The organism is Bacteroidota bacterium, from assembly GCA_039111535.1.
In the GTDB taxonomy this organism is placed as follows: Bacteria; Bacteroidota; Rhodothermia; order Rhodothermales; family JAHQVL01; genus JBCCIM01.
On record JBCCIM010000004.1, the window covers coordinates 1 to 20,276 of the forward strand.

At 51.8% G+C, this 20,276-nt stretch carries 13 protein-coding genes; 12 read left to right on the top strand and 1 reads right to left on the bottom strand.

Annotated features, from left to right (window positions below):
• Positions 1-1,114: sigma-54 dependent transcriptional regulator (locus AAF564_01095; GenBank protein MEM8484106.1), on the bottom strand; the 1,114-nt coding region annotated here is incomplete at its 3' end.
• Positions 1,115-1,325: 211 nt separating this feature from the next.
• On the opposite strand from AAF564_01095, the gene AAF564_01100 reads away from it, so the two are divergent.
• From AAF564_01100 to AAF564_01155, 12 genes are all read left to right on the top strand, one after another.
• A complete protein-coding gene (locus AAF564_01100; protein MEM8484107.1) occupies positions 1,326-2,648 on the top strand; it encodes an efflux RND transporter periplasmic adaptor subunit in 1,323 nt (440 codons plus the stop codon).
• 57 nt (positions 2,649-2,705) lie between these two features.
• Positions 2,706-3,401 carry an ABC transporter ATP-binding protein gene (locus tag AAF564_01105; protein MEM8484108.1) on the top strand — a complete coding sequence of 232 codons (696 nt, stop codon included), beginning with the start codon at positions 2,706-2,708 and terminating at the stop codon, positions 3,399-3,401.
• A gap of 102 nt (positions 3,402-3,503) precedes the next feature.
• The gene (locus AAF564_01110; GenBank protein MEM8484109.1) at positions 3,504-5,864 is read left to right on the top strand and encodes an ABC transporter permease; all 2,361 of its coding nucleotides are present in this window, start codon (positions 3,504-3,506) and stop codon (positions 5,862-5,864) included.
• 53 nt (positions 5,865-5,917) lie between these two features.
• Positions 5,918-8,323, top strand: coding sequence for an ABC transporter permease (locus tag AAF564_01115; GenBank protein ID MEM8484110.1), 2,406 nt, complete (start codon positions 5,918-5,920; stop codon positions 8,321-8,323).
• A gap of 49 nt (positions 8,324-8,372) precedes the next feature.
• A complete protein-coding gene (locus AAF564_01120; protein MEM8484111.1) occupies positions 8,373-10,769 on the top strand; it encodes an ABC transporter permease in 2,397 nt (798 codons plus the stop codon).
• Positions 10,770-10,812: 43 nt separating this feature from the next.
• Complete coding sequence (locus AAF564_01125; protein ID MEM8484112.1) at positions 10,813-13,194, top strand: ABC transporter permease; 2,382 nt, start codon at positions 10,813-10,815, stop codon at positions 13,192-13,194.
• Between the two features lie 45 nt (positions 13,195-13,239).
• Entirely contained in the window at positions 13,240-13,512 is a 273-nt protein-coding gene (locus tag AAF564_01130) for a hypothetical protein (GenBank protein MEM8484113.1), read from the top strand.
• A gap of 33 nt (positions 13,513-13,545) precedes the next feature.
• A complete protein-coding gene (locus AAF564_01135; GenBank protein ID MEM8484114.1) occupies positions 13,546-14,232 on the top strand; it encodes an ABC transporter ATP-binding protein in 687 nt (228 codons plus the stop codon).
• 114 nt (positions 14,233-14,346) lie between these two features.
• Positions 14,347-14,919 (top strand): ECF-type sigma factor, encoded by a 573-nt coding sequence (locus tag AAF564_01140; GenBank protein MEM8484115.1) that lies wholly within the window; start codon positions 14,347-14,349, stop codon positions 14,917-14,919.
• A gap of 21 nt (positions 14,920-14,940) precedes the next feature.
• On the top strand, positions 14,941-16,365 hold the full coding sequence (locus AAF564_01145) for a serine/threonine-protein kinase (protein MEM8484116.1): 1,425 nt from the start codon (positions 14,941-14,943) through the stop codon (positions 16,363-16,365).
• On the top strand, positions 16,362-17,801 hold the full coding sequence (locus tag AAF564_01150; protein MEM8484117.1) for a hypothetical protein: 1,440 nt from the start codon (positions 16,362-16,364) through the stop codon (positions 17,799-17,801). The genes AAF564_01145 and AAF564_01150 overlap by 4 nt, the downstream gene beginning before the upstream one ends.
• A 100-nt stretch (positions 17,802-17,901) precedes the next feature.
• Complete coding sequence (locus AAF564_01155; GenBank protein ID MEM8484118.1) at positions 17,902-20,205, top strand: DUF5916 domain-containing protein; 2,304 nt, start codon at positions 17,902-17,904, stop codon at positions 20,203-20,205.
• Positions 20,206-20,276 lie beyond the last annotated feature (71 nt).

Below are 20,276 nucleotides of genomic sequence, written 5' to 3' on the forward strand. Positions count from 1 at the left end.
GCACATTACCCGGCCAGGGATAGGCAGCCAGCTTCTTGATGGTACCCGGCCCCAGTTTCATCTGCCCTTTTTTGTATTTCCGCCCATATAATTTTAAAAAATGATCACACAGCAGCGGCAGATCGTCTTGCCGTTCGCGCAGCGGTGGCAGCTTGATTTCGACGGTGTTGATCCGGTAGAGAAGGTCTTGCCTGAACTTGTTCTCAGCCGACATCTCATAGAGCGGCATGTTGGTTGCACAAATCAGGCGGACATCAATTGGGCGGTGTTTATTTGAGCCGACCCGAGTAATTTTTCGATGCTGGAGGGCCGAGAGGAGCTTGGCCTGCAAGGGCAACGAGAGGTTACCGATTTCGTCGAGGAATAGTGAGCCTTTGTGTGCTGTTTCGAAGCGTCCGGCGCGGTCTTCGCGGGCATCCGTAAAAGCCCCTTTCACATGCCCAAATAACTCGCTCTCAAAAAGCGTTTCACTGACTGCACCCAGGTCGACCGTGACAAAGACCTGCTCTGCACGCTGCGAGGCGCGGTGAATTGCGCGGGATACCAATTCTTTACCTGTACCGTTCTCGCCAAGTACCAGCACATTGGCGTCGGTAGGTGCCACTTTGCCGATCGTTTCGAACACTTTACGCATGCCGGCAGACTCCCCGAGAAAAACCTGGTAGGGCGAGTCCATTGCTTCGCTCAGGTGCCGCTTTTGCCGGCGCAACTGGGTCATTTCTTTTTTTGAGGAACGCAGCCGAATGGCATTTTTGACCGTGGTAATCAAGCGCTCATTTTGCCACGGTTTAAGGATGAAATCCGTTGCCCCCTCCTTGATGGCATTTACGGCGGTTTCGACGTCGCCAAAAGCGGTAATCAGGATGACCGAAATGGCCGGGTCAATTTTGATGATTTCATTTAGCCAGTGGAGTCCCTCGAGGCCGGTGTTGTTGCCGCGGGCAAAGTTCATATCGAGCAGTATGACGTCATACGAAGTCTGCTGGAGCAGGGCCGGCAGGGCCGCGGGGTTCTCCTGGGTATCTACCTGCGCAACGTGTTGCTTGAGCAGCAATCGGGCTGCTTGCAGAATGTCGGGATCATCATCGATGACCAATACGCTCCCATGCTTCATATTAAACCACCAGATGCTTTGAATTTGTTGCTGTAAGATAGAGGTGTTCGATAACGAACACAAGCTGAATCGTATCCGAACACCAGCGCAATGTCTTTGGGTTTATTTATTTGGCTTAAGTTGTTGTTTTTAATAGGTTTGAAAATATTGGCACTGCTTTTGGAATAGAAAGTAACGGTAAGTAATCATAGCCCCATCAGGCAAATACAAGATGCAACAGTCAGACCTCAAACCAGGCCTCGGAGACACAAACCACAAGTCGTCATTCACGACGAGCGGTTCCGGGATGGATCGCGTCGTAGAAAAGCCGAAGTGGCCGCCCCAAAAGATCGGACTCATCGTTGGCGCCGTTCTTTTTGTCGCCATGGTCGCATATGGACTCTGGACGCAACAAGGTGGACGTAAGTTACGTGTTGAACAAGACAAGCTGACCATCAGCACCATCGCGCAAGACGATTTCCAGGAGTTTATCGCCGTGACTGGTGTAGTGGAGCCGTTGCGGACAGTTTTCCTCGATGCTGCGGAAGGTGGACGGGTGCAAGAGATCTTTGTCGAAGAGGGCGCGATGCTTGAAGCAGGTGACCCAATCGTAAAGCTCACCAACAACGATTTGCAACTGGATCTGCTGAACAGGGAAGCGCAGTTTTATGAGACGATGAACTTCTTGCGGGAGGCACGCCTCTCCATGGAGCAAAATACGCTCAACCTCCGCCAGCAGATTGTGGAGATCAATTACCAGATCACCCGCCTGCAGCGGCAGCACGCGCGTAATGAAGAGCTATTTAGCAAAGAGCTGATTTCAGACAACGATTACCATGAAGTGGCTGATGAACTGGAATATCAGAAACAGCGCAGAACGCTTACCCTGGCTTCACACAAGCAGGATTCCCTGATGCGGCTTGTACAGGTAAGCTCACTGGAATCTTCGGTTGAGCGGTTGCAACGCAACCTTGATGTGGTGCGGGCGAACCTGGAAAACCTCGTGGTTCGCGCGCCGATTGCCGGCCAACTTACCTCTTTTGATGTGGAAGTAGGGGAAGCCATTGGCGTCAGCCGGCGCATCGGGCAAATAGACAAACTCGATGGCTTTCGGGTCAATGTGCCCATTGATGAACATTACCTGACCCGCATCAACACAGGACAAATGGGGTCTTTCACCCTCGCGTCGTCAGACTATGCCTTGCAGATCCGGAAAGTTTACCCGGAAGTGCAAAATGGGCGTTTTGAAGTCGACATGGAATTTACCGATGAAAGCCCGGCCGGCATTCGCCGAGGGCAGACCCTTCGCATCCGATTGGAACTGGGTGACCTGACCGAGGCGCTGCTGGTGCCCAAAGGCGGATTCTTCCAGCAAACGGGTGGCAACTGGATTTTTGTTGTTGAAAATGGCGAGGCCACGCGACGCGATATCCAGTTGGGCCGGCAAAACCCGCAGTTTTATGAAGTGCTTTCTGGCTTGCAGCAAGGAGAGCGCGTCGTTACATCTTCTTACGATACGTTTGGCAACGTGGACCGCCTGGTGCTCCAGGAGTAAGGTGCACACACCCAAAGCCACGTTCCTCTGAACTTATTCTGAATAGAACCTAACGTTATGATTCGCACTAAGAACCTGACCAAAGTATACCGCACGGAAGACATTGAGACCTCAGCCCTGGGCGGCGTAGATATCGAAATCCAGGCCGGAGAGTTTGTATCAATCATGGGACCCTCCGGGTGCGGCAAGTCTACTTTGCTGAACATTCTTGGCCTGCTCGACAATCCTTCCGGCGGCGCCTACCATTTCTTCGGCGAAGAAGTTGCCGGCTTTACAGAGCGGCAACGCGCCGGCCTCCGCAAAGGCAGCATCGGGTTTGTCTTCCAAAGCTTCAACCTGATCGACGAGCTGTCGGTTTTTGAAAACGTAGAACTGCCACTGCTCTATATCGGCGTGAATGCCAAGGAGCGCGAAGAGAAAGTACACGCGGCGCTAGACCGGGTAGGAATGATGCACCGCCGCAAGCACTTCCCGCAACAACTCTCAGGTGGACAGCAGCAGCGTGTTGCCATAGCGCGGGCTGTGGTAGCCATGCCCAAGTTGATCCTTGCTGACGAACCTACGGGTAACCTGGATTCGGCGCATGGACAGGAAGTGATGAAGCTGCTGACTGAGCTCAACGAAGCCGGCACAACAATCATCATGGTAACGCACTCGCCAGCAGACGCTGAGTATAGCCACCGCGTGATTCACTTGTTTGACGGACACGTCGTGAGCGAGAACTTCATGCGCGAAAAATACGCCCTCAACTAGGCGCTGTCCAATAATAAAAAACAGCCAGCACCTATCCCGAACCTGATCCGGGATCTCATGACACGGTAGTGAAGGACCATCCTGTACTTAAACCCACCCGCTATGCTAAAGAACTATTTCAAAATCGCCGGTCGCAATCTGCGGCGCAACCTGGGATATACCTCCATCAATATAGGCGGCCTGGCGGTTGGTATTGCGTGTGTCTTGCTCATTCTGGCATATGTCCGCGATGAGGCGGGGTACGATGATTTTCATGTGGATGCTGAACGCATTTATCGTGTGCATGTCGGGGAAGACCAGGAAGTGACACCGACAGCCATTGCGCCCGTTTTGAAGCGTAGTGTCCCTGAAGTGGAAGCCGTAACGCGGCTGTATGACGTCGGGCGATTCCAGCCCCCCGTTGTACGACGCGGGACCATGCAAGCGCTCGAATCGAGCTTCTTCTATGCGGATTCAACCGTGTTTGATGTGTTTTCGCTACCCCTTGTGGTAGGGAGTCCATCTGATGCTCTCAGCCGGCCCCGAACCCTGGTTATCTCACAGACCCTGGCAGCCAAATACTTTGGGGATGAGAACCCGATCGGCCAGACCCTGGAAATCGGTCAGCGGCGGACCCCATTTGAAATAACCGCTGTAATGGCAGATCTCCCGAGTCAGTCTCACGTCCAGTTTGGTTTGATGGCATCATTCAATACAACCGGATGGGCAGATCGGGAGATTTGGGATTCTGCCAACTTCTTTACCTATGCAAAACTGGTTAATGCCGGCGCTGCATCAGCTGTATCTGCAAAAATGGCTAACCTTGTAGAGGAAGCACGGATAAGTGGATTGGTTGATGATGACTACAGCCTGTCGCTGTTTCCGCTGATAGGGATACATCTCGATTTTGAAGGACGGTCGATTTATCTGTACCTGTTGTCTGCCATTGCATTGATGATTTTGCTGATTGCCTGCGTGAACTACATTAACCTGGCAACTGCTCGTGGGGCTCGGCGCGCGCGGGAAGTCGGGGTGCGCAAGGTAGCTGGCGCAGAGCGGTTGCAGCTGATAAACCAGTTTCTGAGCGAATCGGCGCTAACAACCTTGCTTGCCTTGGGTTTGGCTGTATTGATAGCTGAACTCGCACTGCCCTTTTTCAACGACATCACTGGCAAAACGCTGGACTTGAACTACTTTGCTGATCCCATGCTTTGGGTGAGTATGGCCGGCATATTATTGCTTGTTGGCATTGCCGGTGGAGCGTACCCGGCGTTTATGCTCTCATCGTACGAGCCCGGGCATATATTCAAAACGACATCGCAAGCCGGAACGGGCGGAAGCGGGCTGCGGCGCTCACTTGTGGTTTTTCAATTCTCTGTATCAGTGGTGCTGATTGTAGGTACCGCGGTCATTTACCAGCAATTGCGCTACATACAGGACAAAGACCTGGGGTTCAACAAAGAGCAACTTGTTGTTTTGCCGATGGGACTCGGGAATGCCATTGAAGAATCCTATCCATCGATTCGGGGTGCCCTGTTGCAGGAAACGCAGATTGAGAGCGTGGCTGCCATCAATCACATTCCAGGGTACCAGGAAGGCGGCTACGGGTTTTGGGCAGCCGGCGTATTTGAAGACAGTAACACACTGCCTGATATCGGTGGGGTGCCTTCAGATCCGCATGTGGTTGAAACACTGGGACTTCGGCTGGTTGCCGGCCAGGACTTTCTTCCAATGACTGCCGATTCCATCACTTCCGGTACGTACCAATATCTCCTGAATGAGGCGGCTGTAGCAGAAGCCGGCTGGACACCCGAAGAAGCCATCGGCAGGCGGATTGCGCTGTCTGGAAACCGTATGGGTGCCGTCCGGGGCGTCATTGCAGACTATCACTTCCTTTCGCTCCACGAGAAAATTCAGCCCCTGGCTTATTTTTATGAGCCTTCAGGCTGCAACTACATGCTGGTGCGGCTTGCCGCTGGCAATACTTCAGAAGCAATGGAGCGGGTGGCTGAAGTCTGGGCCGCCATGTTGCCTGACAGGCCATTCAATTACACATTCCTTGATGACGAAATCGGCGCGCTCTATCGCAGTGAGCAGCAAACAAGCCGCGTGTTTTTCCTCTCTGCAATGCTTGCCATTTTTATCGCCTGTCTGGGCCTGTTTGGGCTAGCTGCTTTCACCACGGCGCAGCGGCGGAAAGAAGTAGGCATCCGCAAAGTGATGGGCGCGAGTGTTTGGCAGGTCATGGTGCTCCTGACCAAAGAGTTTTCCTGGCTGGTTGTGCTTGGGTTTGGCATTGCAGCGCCAATTGCCTTTGCAATCACGCAGCAGTGGCTACAGAATTTTGCATACAAAGCGCCTCTTTCGATCTGGCTATTCCTTACAGCCGGCCTGCTTGTACTCTGTATCGCATGGTTCACGGTTGGCTACCAGGCGTTTCGTGCAGCGCGTGTCAATCCGGTTAATGCACTACGCTATGAGTAGGGCATATGGGTACCCGGTGATACGCATCAAATGGCTTTAAACAGATCAACACCATGCTCAAGAATTACCTCAAAGTAGCTTTCCGAAACCTGCGCCGGCATCCCGGACAGACAGGCATCAACATCGTTGGGCTCGGTATGGGCATTGCCTGTGCCATGCTTGCCATGCTGTTTCTGCATAACGAGGTCACGTACGACAAATTTCACGATGATATAGATGATATCTACCGGGTGACGTCGCGTTTTGCCAAAACCATCCAGTTTACTGTTGTCCCAGATCCGATGGTGCCGGCGGCAATTGAAGAGATCCCGGACATCGTTGATGGCACCAGGGTTTGGGCCAGTGAAGTGCTCATTGCACAAGATACCGAGTTGTACGAGGAGCAGGCATCGTACGTAGATCCTTCGTTTTTTGATGTGTTCTCGTTTCCATTGCTCTCGGGGTCGCGTGTTTTTGATAAGCCACATGAAGTGATGCTTTCGCCGGCGCTTGCAAAGAAATATTTTGGCGAAACGAACCCGATAGGGCAGACCCTTTCTTTGCAACTCAATGAAGGCTTTCAGGCCTATACGGTGGTTGGGGTAACCGCACCCGTCCCCGAAAACTCGTCCATCGATTTTGACATGCTGCTTCCCTTTTCTCAGCGGTATGAACTGAAAGACCCTGCAGATGAAGAATCATGGGCGAGTTATGGGGTGACCGGGTTTATTCAATTGCGGGCAGATGCGGACACCGCGGCGGTTAGCCAGCAATTGCTCTCCCTGCTCGATAAGTACAGTGGGGAGCGGATTCGGGAGGAAGAGGCTGCACTGACAGACTATGCGTTTCTCCTTTCCCCACTGGCAAAACACCACCTCGCCGGGACGGGTCTGGGCGGGCACGGGATTTCATCGGGTACCAACCCGTCGTATGTCTACATCCTCTCAGTTATTGCTGGCCTTGTGCTGTTGATTGCCTGTTTTAACTTTATGAATTTGTCGATTGGACAGGCTTCGAGTCGGCTTAAGGAAGTGGGGGTGCGCAAGGTCATCGGCGCGGCGAGAAAGCAGCTTGTTTTGCAGTTTAGCTTTGAAGCGTTATTACTCAGCGCAATTGCTGCTGCCATAGGCGGGATCCTCGTGTATATCGCGTTGCCACATTTCAACAATTTAACGGGTAGTGCACTTTCCGTCGCATTTGTTGATGGGCCGCTTGTGGCGGGTACGTTTCTCTTTGTCACATGTACAACGGCTTTCTTCGCCGGCGCCTATCCCGCGATCATGCTGGCCGGCGTTGGTTCTATGGCGGCTTTTGGAGGCAAATACAAATTTGGCGGGGCCAATTTCTTTACCCGGTCACTTGTTGTGTTACAGTTTGCCTGCACCATCATGTTTCTGATCGGGACGGTGTTTGTGAGCCAGCAGCAAGCGTTCATGCGCAATGCAAGCCTTGGCTTCGAGCAAGAGCAGCTTGTTGTGTTGCCCGTTTCAGCACCATCAAATCAGCCACAAGCCGGCGCGCAGCTGCTTGAACGGTTTCAGGCACATATGAATGGACATCCAACGGTCCACGCAATTGTCGGCACCTCCAATGCATTTGCTGATGGCAATTCAGCAACCATGAAAACCCTCGAAGACGGACGGCAGCAGATTCTCTACACCTACCGGGTTGACAATGCTTTTGTGGATGTAATGGAAATACCCGTCGCAACTGGCCGCAACTTCGACGCATCGAAACCTACCGATGCCCAGGCCGGCATTCTGGTCAATGAAGCGTTTGCCCGGGTGTTTGCTATGGATAATCCCGTCGGACAAGTGGTGCCAGTTGACCTGGTTGGTATCGACAATCCTGTTATTCTCGGGGTTATGGAAGACTTCCATTTTGAAAGCCTGCACCAGCAAATCAAGCCGGTATTCTTCCATCAGCAAGCTGGCAATTACAAAATCAATTTCTTGCTGGCCCGCATTGCACCACACGATGTGCCGGCCAGTATCGACGCGTTGCGGGCTGCATGGGGCGAATTGCAGCCCGGTTATCCTTTTGACTACTACTTCCTCGATGAAGCCATCGATGCCCAGTACCAGGCTGAAGAAAGATGGGCACGTGCCATGCGCTATGCGTCCTGGATTGCCATTTTCATCGCATGCCTGGGTTTACTCGGACTGACCTCAATCACCATGTCCAAACGCACCAAAGAAATCGGAATCCGCAAAGTGCTCGGCGCTTCTGTGCCCGGATTGGTGCAACTGCTTTCTCGTGAGTTTGCGGTGCTTGTTGTCCTTGCAAACGTACTTGCGTGGCCCCTGGCCTTTTTCGCACTGGAGTGGTGGCTTGGGGCTTTCTCCTACCAGATCGATTTGAGCCTCATTGTTTTTGCCGGCATCGGTTTGCTCACGCTGGGCATCGCCTTGCTCACGATCAGCTTTCAAAGTATCAGAACGGCCCGGGCAAATCCTGTTTCAGCACTGCGATACGAATAGGTATTCGCCTTTTTGTCCTTATTCAAGCTATAAAACCAAAAAGCTGCACATGCTCAAGAGTTATTTCAAAAGCGCATTGCGGAGCCTGCGGATGCAACCCGGGCTTGCACTTATCAACCTGTTTGGGCTGGCGGTTGGATTGGCCTGCTGCATCTTAATTACGCTTTACCTGCAAGATGAACTCGGATACGATTCTTATCACGAAAATGGCCCGCAGATTCACCGTGTTGTGATCGATTACACAACAAACGGCGTCAAGCGCGAGCAGGGGTATACGCAGGGCATGCTGGCGCCGCTGCTAAAAGAAGAAATCCCCGAAATCAGTGATGCTGTACGATTGCTGGGCACCGGGGGCATCATGAGCTACGGAGACCGGCAGTTCAACGAAACGCGGCTTATTGTATCAGACCCGGCTGTGTTTTCTGTTTTCAGTTTTGAACTGCTTCGGGGTGCGCCTGAAGAGGTGTTGTCAGCGCCCGGCAGTATTGTGCTTACGGAAATGATGGCTGAAAAATACTTTGGCCGTGCTGATCCTATTGGAGAAGTGTTACAGTTTAGCAACGACCGTCAATTGACCGTCACCGGCATTGTAGCTGCACCGCCGGCGCAATCACACTTCACATTTGAAGGCATTATTTCCATGGCCACGCTGGACACTGCAGATGCGCCTTCGTGGATGTTCAGCGAATGGCTGTCTACTTTTGTACAGACGTACGTGTTGCTCGGCGAGGGCACCACTGCACCACAGGTTGAAGCAAAAATTGCTGGCCTTGTTGAGCGCCGCGCCGGCGAAATGATGCGAGGCGCCAACCGATGGGTTGACCTGTACCTTGAACCCTTATCTACGATTTATTTGACCTCTGAACGCGACGGGCTGGGAACGCGGGGCAGCCTGACCAATCTGTATGTGTTTGGGTTTATTGCCGGCTTTATTCTGCTGATTGCGTGTATCAATTTCATGAACCTCGCCACGGCGAGGGCCATGCGGCGCGCACGAGAAGTAGGGGTAAGGAAGTCTCTTGGGGCAGCCCGTCAACAGCTGGTTTTACAGTTTTTGCTAGAGGCGCTTTTTACTACGTTACTGGCTACGGCATTGGCTGTCGGGTTGGCTGGCTTGAGCATGGGGGCCTTTAATGATCTTGCTGGCAAATCCCTCGGGATACAAGCATTGCTTGATGGCCGCAATTTACTCGTGCTATTTGCAATGGTAGGCATTGTAACCTTGCTTGCCGGCAGTTATCCCGCGCTGGTATTGTCTGGGTTTGAGCCCATGGGTGTGTTGAAAGGCAAAATGGGGAACTGGCGTAGGGGGGAGGGCTTGCGTAAATCGCTCGTTGTATTCCAATTTGCAATCTCGATTGCGCTGATCGTGGCGACGGGCGTGGTGTACTACCAACTGCAATTTATGAAAGGCCAGCAGCTAGGCTTCGAAAAAGAGCAGGTGCTTGTCCTGGATTTTCAGGGAGATGATGAGGTACAGCAACAACTGCCTGCCATTAAATCTGAAATGCGCCGGCAGCCGGGGGTACTGGCCGTTTCAACATCGCAAACGGTACCTGGTCGTGGCTTGCCAGCAAGTGGCGGTGCGGTGCAACTCGCGGATGGCGTTTCGCAGGATATAAGCGTTGGACTGTACATGGTAGATTTCCCGTTTGTTGACTTGTACCAAATGGAAATGGTTGCCGGCCGTGATTTCAATAGCCAGATCGCTTCAGATTCTACGGCGGCGCTCCTCTTGAATGAAACAGCTGTTGCCCAACTGGGCCTGTCTTCTCCCGAAGATGCCCTTGGGCTTGAAGCAAGCTTCTGGGGTAATGCTGGCCGTGTTGTGGGCGTAGTCCGCGATATTCACCACTTCGCCTTGCAAACCAGCGTTACGCCGATGGCCTTGCGGATTGATCGGGATAACCAGTCCCTCTTTTCCGTGCGCATCGCACCAGAGAACATTTCACAAACAGTGGCGGCGTTGCAGGGCGTATGGCAGCAGATGGTACCAAGCCGGCCTTTTACTTACGAATTTTTGGATGAAACCTTTGATGCCCAGTATCGCGCTGAAGAACGGTTTGGTCGTGTCTTTTTTGTCTTCACCGTGCTGGCATTGCTGATCGCGTGCCTCGGACTATTTGGGCTTGCTGCCTACACCGTTGCCTATCGCACCAAAGAAATTGGAATACGCAAAGTGCTTGGCGCATCAACGCAATCTGTGATTTTGTTGTTGTCAAAAGACTTTACGCAGCTTGTGCTGATAGCCGTCTGCCTGGCTACGCCGGCTGCTTACTTTGCCATGCAGTCGTGGCTAGAGGCCTTTCCTTACCGGATCGGTGTGCCGTGGTGGCTCTTTGTAGGCGCCGGCGCACTTGCGCTCATAATCGCGTCCCTCACGGTTGGCGCGCAGTCGCTTCGCGCTGCCAATACCAACCCGGTAGAAGCACTAAAGCGCGATTAACCCCGGTAACAATAACATTCTCCATTTATCACCGTTGTGAGCCATGTTTCGTAATTATCTTCGCATCGCATTTCGTAACCTGTATCGGTATAAAGGATACGCCCTGATCAATATCCTGGGCTTATCGATTGGTATTGCACTGTGCCTGATTATCCTGCGGTACGTTCAGTTTGAAAAAAGTTTTGATCGTTTTCATACCCACGCAGCAGATATTGTGCGGGTGGAGAACCTTGTTCAGGCTGAGCAGGGCATTCGGCAATGGGCTTACACGCCGCGAGACCTGGCTGATTTTCTGCAAGACACATACCCGGAGATAAAAACGGTTACGCGAATTGGTTCAGAAGATGAGCCGCTGGTAAGCTTTGAAACAAAGCGATTTTACGAGTCGAATTTCCACTATGCAGATGCCAATGTATTTGATGTATTTGACCTGCGCGTCTTGCGAGGTGATGTAGAAGCATTGGATCGTCCGGGTACGGTGATGCTTACCCAAGAAATGGTGCGAAAATATTTTGCTGGCGTAGATCCTGTGGGGCAAACCATTGACGTATCTGATAAGTGGGAGGGGAGCGTACATACCTTCGAAGTTGTTGGTATTATCGAAGCCTTGCCTTCAAACTCGCATTTCTCTGTGCATTTTTTGGGCTCGCTGGCTACCCTTGATGCATTGTATGAGGACATGAACAGCCAGCAAGTGTACACGTACGTGCGCTTGAAGCGCGGTGCTTCTCCCGCGGCATTTATAGAGAAAGTGCAGGGGTTGCACGAGCGGTCCCAACTGGCGTGGTTGGAGAATGGCCGGCGGCTCTCAGGGACCCCGCTACTCGACATCCACCTGTATAGCAACAATGACCCGACCACAGAAATTGCTGTACAGGGAGATATCCAGGTTGTCTATCTGTTTTCTCTTACCGCTCTTCTGGTCATTATTCTTGCCTGTATCAACTATGCTAATCTGGCTACGGCGCGTGCATCAGCCAGAGCGATGGAGGTAGGGGTGAGGAAAGTAGTCGGCGCCGGCCGGAGCCAATTAATTGCACAATTTATTGCTGAATCGTTTGTGTTTGTCATCCTGGCACTCGGACTTGGTATTTTGCTTTCCAACCTGGCGCTACCCTTCTTTTACGGGCTGCTCGACAGGGAATTTGTATTTGACTGGGTAAACCCTTCCTTCCTTTTGGCAATAGGGCTTGGCACGGTTGCCATTGTGCTGCTGGCCGGCAGCTATCCAGCCTTTTTGTTGTCGGGGCTCAGGCCTATCCGCATCATCAAGGGCTTTGATTACAAGCAGAGTGGGGTAAGTTTTCGGAAAGGGCTGGTGGTGTTCCAGTTTGTGGTATCGATTGCATTTATTGCTGCAACCGTCACGATTTACCATCAGCTCAATTTTGTTACCAGTGAACGCCTCGGATTTGCGCAAGAGCAGCGGCTGATCCTCAAAACGCGCAACCGGTTAAATGCCAATGCGACAGCGCTAAAAGAAGAGCTGGAGGCTACAGCCGGCGTGAAGCGCGTTTCGCTGAGCTCCGGTTTGCCGGGCCATCCTTCAGCTATTTCCTTTTATACCCGTTCTGCTTTTGAAGGGGCAAGCGGAGACCCAGACGAGTATGTCGTTTTTGATCACATTTGGGTCGATCACAACTTTTTGGAGACGTTTGATATCCCGATTCAGCAAGGCCGCAATTTTTCAACAGCATTTGGCTCGGATGCAGCTACGGCTGTGCTGATCAACACATCTGCTGCGAAAGCGCTGGGACTCGACGACCCGGTAGGCAAAACCTTTACGCGAAATGACGTGCAGCTGGAAATCATAGGTGTTGTATCAGACTTCCATATTCACGACCTCAAACAGCTGGTCCGCCCGCTTATTCTGGAGCTAGACACGGCCACGACGTTTGTTACCGTTCAATTGACGTCGAATGAAGTGAGAGCCAGCCTGGTGGCAGTAGAAGCCCTCTGGAATAAACACATTCCTGATTTCCCGTTTCAATATGCCTTTCTCGATGAAGAAATAGCCTCGATGTACCGAGAGGAACAGCGACTCGGACATCTCTTCCTGGTCTTTTCAGGATTGGCTGTACTCGTTGCCTGTTTGGGGCTGTTTGGCCTGGCTGCCTATACTACCGTACAGCGCAGCAAAGAAATCAGCATCAGAAAAATCCTGGGGGCAAGTGTTCGGAATTTGGTGTCGATGTTGACGGAAGATTACCTGAAACTCGTGGGGATAGCTTTTATCGTGGCAGCGCCGCTTACCTACTTTGTGATGGATGCGTGGCTCGCGTCGTTTGTGTATCACATAGACCTTGGGATATGGATTTTCTTACTGGCCGGCGTGCTGGCTGCACTGATTGCCATTGCCACGGTAGGTTATCAGAGTGTAAGGGCTGCTATTGCAAACCCGGTAGAATCTTTACGGCAATCATAGCAGCCTTTGCGTGAGGCCGTTTCATTTGGTCAAGACACGATTGATATGAAAGAAATATGCGTAAATTTGCCCGAATTGGAAGTTGATGAGACCGTTGAGGTGGAAATCCGCGTCAAAGGTAAAAACCAGGAGCTGCGCTACAGGGTTGAGGCTTTTGATCTGACCGAAAGCAAGGTTGATGCTTCACGTGTGGATCAGCTACGCATCCTCATCCAGGCCTACGATCCAAACTGGGAGCTTGTACAAATCGGGATTCCAGATGAACAGGTCATCCCGGTGATGTTCAAGCAACGGGCAGAAAAATCCGCCGGCGAGTAAGCGCTGTAAAAGTTGTGAAATGAGAGGTTTAACATGTTGAAAATAAAAGAGTTAACCAAGTCATACATGCAGGGGTTTTCCCGGCATTTTATCCTGCGCAACATAAACCTGGAAATCGAGCAAGGGTCGTTTGTCAGCATCATGGGCCCTTCAGGTGCCGGCAAGTCTACCTTGTTGCATATTCTTGGTATGTTGGATGAGCCTTCTACCGGAGAATACCTGTTTAACGATGAGCCCGTGCATAAGCTGAGCGAGAAAAAGCGTACAGCATTGCACCGTGAACACATTGGATTTGTGTTTCAGGCTTACCACCTGATTGATGACCTCACTGTGTACGAGAACCTGGAAACGCCGCTGCTCTATAAAAAAATCAAAGGCAGCGAACGCAAGAGCATGGTGGCTGAACTACTCGACCGGTTCAATATGGTAGCAAAGAAAGACCTGTTTCCCAGCCAGCTTTCAGGCGGGCAGCAGCAACTCGTTGCCATTGCACGCGCCTTGATCATCAAGCCCCAATTGATCCTCGCAGATGAGCCTACGGGCAACTTGCACTCCAAGCAGGCGGAAGAGATTATGGAAACCCTCAAGAAATTAAACGAAGAGGGCGTGACCATTATTCAGGTAACCCACAATGCAGAGTTAGCCGGTTACGGCAACCGCATCATAGAACTGGTAGATGGGCGCGTTGAAGCAGATTATATCCCTGCGCCGGCAGCTTAAAGATAGCCTGCAACTGGTCCTTTTGGATTAGCGACAATTCCCTGTTGGTACATGGCATCTTGGGAAGAGATGTTGCATATTAGATGGGCTTGATCAATCAGAAAGGATCGTTGTATGTCTTCTAATGAGGCTGCCCGGACCACCGTTGCTGCTCTTTTGAGCTGCCGTGAGGATGAAAAGGGGCCTTCGGTAGATGAATTACTGCCGTTTATTTATGAGGAGTTGCGTGAAATGGCGCACAGGCAACTCGCCCGTGAGCAGGGGCAGCGTACATTACACACCACCGACCTCGTTCACGAAGCTTACATGCGGCTCGTAGACGATTCCCAGGTTTCGAAAAAAGGCAAGGCCTACTTTTTCTCTGCTGCAGCCAGCGCCATGCGGCGCGTCCTTGTCGACCAGGCCCGCAAACGGAATTCGAAGAAAAGGGGAGAAGGGATACAGAAGGTCAAGCTGGACGATGTAGAGATTGGTATCAATGCGTTCGCCGGCAATTTACTCGACCTTGACGACGCACTCAACGAACTCGCTGCTTTTAGCCCGCGCCAGGCCAGGGTGGTAGAATACCGCTTCTTCGGCGGACTCGGCGTCGAAGAGACGGCTGATATCCTGCAGATTTCGTCCCGCACGGCAACCAATGACTGGAAGCTGGCGCGGGCCTGGCTCCATCGCCGGCTTAAAGCATAATTTCTCTATCCTTCCCGACCCATGCAGGACCCAGCACACAACAAGGCACCAAGCCGCGAGCAGTGGCAGGCTGTAGAGCAGTTGTTTCTGAAGGCACTCGAACTGCCTACCGATAAAAGGGCCGCTTTCCTCGATGACGCTTGTGTAGCGGATACTACGCTACGCGAAGAGCTAGACTCATTACTGGCGGCCCACGATGAACAGCATGGATTCCTCGACGAAATGGATGCGTCGAGCGCTGTTGCCTTAATGCACGACATGCAGCCTGAAGCGGCTCGAACCTATGGTGCGTATCAAGTGGTACGGGAAATTGGGCGTGGCGGGATGGGGAAAGTATATCTCGCAGAGCGCAGAGACGGACAGTTTAGTCAGCAAGTAGCCCTTAAGGTGGTCAAGGGCGGGTTAGATACCGCCGGCATTTCTCAGCGTTTTCTGCAGGAACGGCAGATTCTGGCGCAATTGCAGCACCCCAATATTGCCAGGCTCCTTGACGGTGGATTGAGTACAGCTGGAGACCCGTACTTCGTGATGGAATACATCGACGGACAGCCATTGTTGATGTATTGCGATGCACAGCGTCTTTCCGTGGATGCCCGCATCCGTTTGTTTGTGAAAGTGTGTGAGGCGGTTCAGTATGCGCATCAGAATCTTATCGTACATCGTGACCTGAAGCCGGGCAATATATTGGTAACGCCGGCTGGGGATGTAAAGCTGCTGGATTTCGGCATAGCAAAGCTGATTGCGGACGGCGAAATGGAGGCGCCGGAGCCACTCACGGAAACTGGCTTTAAGGCAATGACACCCGAATATGCCTCTCCAGAGCAAGTGCGGGCTGAAGTCATTACAACAGCTACTGACGTTTATGCACTGGGCGTCATTCTGTACGAAATGCTCGTGGGTTGCCGGCCCTACCAGTTTGATCGGCGATCGATGCAGGAAGTGGTGCAGGCGATTTGCATAAATGAGCCGGCGCGACCGCTCCGGGCCCTCGATTTGCCAGCTTTGAACCTGCATCCCGTGCCTCAAATAGCTGCAAACCGTGGTCTTTCAATGCCTCGTTTGCAGCGCACGCTGAAAGGTGATGTCGAAGCAATTTTGCTGAAAGCGTTGCAAAAAGAATCTTCAGCGCGCTACGCCACGGTACAGGCCATTCGCGAAGACCTCGAACGGTATCTGGCGCGTTTACCTGTGAAATCACGTGCCGGTTCGCTCGGGTATGTATTCAACAAATTTATCCGTCGGCACCGGTTTGCTGTAGCTGGTTTGGGCTTATTTATTCTCTGTCTTGCAGTGTTCAGTATTGTGCTGGGCGTGCAGGCAAACCGGTTGGCTGCAGAACGCGACCGAAGCCAACGTGAGGCTGAGAAAGCAGTTGCTGTGGCAGACTTTCTGGAAAGTATCTTGAGTCAACACGTGCCACATTGGGGAATAGCGATGAGCCAGTGACTGCACAAGAGTTGTTAAAATCGGGAGTCGATCGGGTTAAGTCTGATTTCAGCGCTAACCCGGAAGTGCAGGCCATGTTGTTGCAGGTATTGGGACGTACCCACCTCAGTATGAGCTTTTTTGAGGATGGAAGACAATTGCTGGAGGAGGCATTGGCTATGTCAATCGCACAGCAGGGGCACGAAAGCCTGGAGACTGTCCAAAACAAAATGCTGCTTTCCTCAGTGCTCCGGACACTCGGGACTCCCGGCTGGAAAGAAGAGGCCCGCAGGCTTTATGAAGAGGCGCTGGCTACACAACGCCGGCTTGGAGACAAAGAAGAAAACATAGCAAATACACTGCTATATCTTGGCGTGCACTTGCATGCAATAGGCGATAAGGAATCCGTGAAAGCAACGGCGCAGGAGGCGCTGGCCCTTTGGGGAAGAACGCAGGACTATACCAATCCTGACGTAATTAAACGCACGTTTGAGATGGCTTCCTTACAGCGCTATGCAGGCGAATCAGCTGTTGCAGAGTCCCTATACGCTGATGTGATCACCCGTGTGGAGCCAACAACTGAAGTTTTACAATATAGGTTGTCGCAGGCTCACACGTACCTCGCCTCGTTGTATTTTACACTGCGCCGGGACAACGCAGAAAAGTTGTTTCATTACGAACAAGCCTATGAACTGATCAAAGACTTACCAGATGTAGCGTACGATGATTTTGTGGATAAACAAAATAGTTATGCTGTAGCGCTTGCCGAAAATGGTCAGACAGAAAAAGCCATTGCATTGCTCAACAAAAGCATTAGCTATTGGCAAAATCTGGATGAGACCTCGCAAGAAGCATACGAAGATCGAGAACGCGCATTTGGGTTGGCCCAGGCAGAAGGATACTTGCAGAAAGCATATCGCTTGGCCGGCGATTATGCGCAAGCCGAACAGGTACTCAAAAAATCTTTAGGACGTATTCGAGCGATCTTTGGTACTGACAATTACCAGCCTCGCATTATGGAAATCGAACTGGCCAAATTGCTGGGTGCTCAGGATAAAATGGCGGAAGCATATCTTGTTTTGGATGGTGCCATAGCCGAGTTGTCCAAACAGTTTGGCAAAGACTATCTCATAGTTAGCACAGCTCGTTCGCTGAAGGCTTCATTTTATATGAAAGACGGGCGTATTGATGAAGCAGAGCAGATGCTGTATGAAATAACCGCTGCACTTGCCAGTGATGAGGGCCGCATTCCAACCAGGCACCTGGGGCCAGTTTTTATGCTCGCGCGGGCCTTTGGTTTGCAAAACAAGCCCCTTCGTGCAGATTCACTGCTCCACAAACATTATGAAGATATCCTTGCTGTCTCAGAAGAGGAGACACTTGTGGGCCTTCGCATGAAAAGCGTGATAGACTCCCTGCACACAGCCGAAGGGTTTTCTGTTATGCACGGGTTTTGAGTTGTTTAATGTGTGACGACGAAAATCCTTCTAACAGTACCATTTGAGTAAGGACTGGGCTATATTTTTCTATACTCACCACCAAGTACAGGAGAACACCGTGGCTGTAGCTCACCTCAGCAATTTTCGTAGACCCTTTCTGCTCTTCGTATTGTGTATCGCATGGATGTGTGTTACCCCGCTCTATGCGCAGCCAACCGCGCCAGGAGAGTCATCTGAGAATGTGGGTATAACGCCACAGGCCCGGGCTGTGCGCGTTACCGAAGCGCCGGCACTCGACGGCGACATCCTCAATGATCCGGTCTGGCAGGCAGCTGAGCCCGTCGAATCCTTCTGGCAAACGACACCGCTGGAAGGTGCACCTGCCACAGAGAGAACCGTAGTGCGCGTGGTTTTTACAGAAAATGCCTTTCATCTTGGCGTTGTTTGTTATACTGCAGACCCCGACAAAATCATCGTTTCTGATGCTGTCCGCGATGGCGCGCTCAATGGCATAGACAGCTTTCAGTTTATCCTGGATACCTACAAAGATACCCAGAGTGGTTTCGTGTTTGGTACAAGTCCAGCCGGCATCGAATACGATGCACAGGTAACCAACGAAGGTGCTGGTGTTTTTGGGTTTGCCGGCCAGACGAGCGGCTCAGGAGGCGGACTGAATGTGAACTGGGATGGATCATGGGAGGTCGCATCGAAAATTGGAGATTATGGCTGGAGTGCCGAGTTCACCATTCCATTCCGGACGCTGAGGTTTCCAAACAAAGACCTCCAAAGCTGGGGTGTTAACTTCCAACGCAATATCCGCCACAACAACGAAGTGGTATTCTGGTCAAAGTTGCCCCGGCAGTTCAACCTGTACAAAGTCTCCATGGCCGGCACCCTCGACGGCCTGGAAGTGCCTGATACGCGCAACCTGAAAATCATGCCTTATGCGCTCGGGCAGACCAGCATTGACCGTGTTGGCGACGCAGGCGGGGAAACAGGCGACTTTGGTGTAGATGTGAAATACAGCCTCACCCCCAGCATGGCACTGGACCTGACTTACAACACCGACTTCGCGCAGGTAGAAGTGGATGATGAGCAGGTTAACCTTGATCGGTTTAACCTGTTCTTTCCTGAAAAACGCCCGTTCTTCCTGGAAAATGCCGGCTTGTTTTCGATAAAATCAGATGGCAGTATACGGACGGGAAGCGACGTAGAGCTGTTTTTCAGCCGGCGCATCGGGATCGGACCTAACGGAGAAACGGTGCCGATTATTGGGGGTGCCCGTGTATCAGGCAACGTGGGCAACAACACGAGTATTGGCCTGCTGAACATGCAAACCGAAAAAATCGGTGGTATCACAGCGTCCAATAATTTCGCCGTAGCGCGTGTAGAGCAGCAGCTGAAGAACCGCTCTTCGGTTGGTGCTATGTTTGTGAATCGAGAGGGCGATAGCGATCTCAGTCTTGATATTCCATACAACCGCCTGATTGGTGTTGACGGACAGTTAGGCATTGGTGACAATACAGAGATCAATGCATACGTAGCGCGTACCTTCTCGCCACATCTCGATGGTCGGCAGTACGCTTATGACATCTCGGCCCGCCGAAGTACCGAGTCATTGCTGATGACTTTCCAGTATGCAGAAATTGCAGACAATTTCAATCCGGAAGTAGGCTTTATGGCAAGGCAGAGCTTTCGCAAGTTGAGTACCTTGATTTTCAACACAATTCGCGTAAAAGATTACTGGAATTTACTCGAAATCCGCCCGCACATTGCCTATCGCAGCTATTGGGGCTATGCTGATGGATTCCATGAAACGAACTTTGTGCACGTTGACACGCACTGGGAATGGATGAGTGGCTTCGAAGTGCATACGGGTGTTAACTTCCGTAAAGAAGGCGTACGGAATACGTTCTCACTGGGCGGTGTTGAAATTCCATCTGACACCTACGATTGGGCCGAAGCACAGCTTGTGCTGATCACGGATCCGCGAAAAGACGTCAGCTACAGTATTCGTTCATTTATTGGTGGCTTTTTTGGAGGCCGGCGTATTACCTCTTCTTCAAACTTGAATTTCCGTGGCGGCGAAAAATTCAACGGTCAGGTAACCCTGCAACGCAGCAATGTCTTTCTCGACAATGGCGACTTTACAAGCAACCTGTTGCGGACGCGTTTGAGCTACTCGTTTACGCCCCGCATCTTTTTGCAAGGGTTGGCGCAGTACAATGATCTGGCTGAAATTTGGTCCTTCAACCTGCGGTTTGGCTGGCTGCAATCTGCAAATACAGGCTTGTTTGTGGTATTCAACCAGGCCAGTGCACTCGATCTGGCGGACGACGATGGTATCCTTTACGGGTTTGGAGATTTGCAAATTCGCAGCTTGACGCTCAAGTATACCTACTTGTTTGATGTGTTTAAGTAGGGAGTTAGGAGAGAGGAGTGTTGAGTTTGGAGTGTTGAGTTTGGAGAGTGGAGGGATAATCATGTGAGACT

Coding starts and splice junctions, on each gene's coding strand:
- AAF564_01100 (MEM8484107.1), top strand. CDS start 1,326: ATGCAACAGTCAGACCTCAAACCAGGCCTCGGAGACACAAACCACAAG.
- AAF564_01105 (MEM8484108.1), top strand. CDS start 2,706: ATGATTCGCACTAAGAACCTGACCAAAGTATACCGCACGGAAGACATT.
- AAF564_01110 (MEM8484109.1), top strand. CDS start 3,504: ATGCTAAAGAACTATTTCAAAATCGCCGGTCGCAATCTGCGGCGCAAC.
- AAF564_01115 (MEM8484110.1), top strand. CDS start 5,918: ATGCTCAAGAATTACCTCAAAGTAGCTTTCCGAAACCTGCGCCGGCAT.
- AAF564_01120 (MEM8484111.1), top strand. CDS start 8,373: ATGCTCAAGAGTTATTTCAAAAGCGCATTGCGGAGCCTGCGGATGCAA.
- AAF564_01125 (MEM8484112.1), top strand. CDS start 10,813: ATGTTTCGTAATTATCTTCGCATCGCATTTCGTAACCTGTATCGGTAT.
- AAF564_01130 (MEM8484113.1), top strand. CDS start 13,240: ATGAAAGAAATATGCGTAAATTTGCCCGAATTGGAAGTTGATGAGACC.
- AAF564_01135 (MEM8484114.1), top strand. CDS start 13,546: ATGTTGAAAATAAAAGAGTTAACCAAGTCATACATGCAGGGGTTTTCC.
- AAF564_01140 (MEM8484115.1), top strand. CDS start 14,347: ATGTCTTCTAATGAGGCTGCCCGGACCACCGTTGCTGCTCTTTTGAGC.
- AAF564_01145 (MEM8484116.1), top strand. CDS start 14,941: ATGCAGGACCCAGCACACAACAAGGCACCAAGCCGCGAGCAGTGGCAG.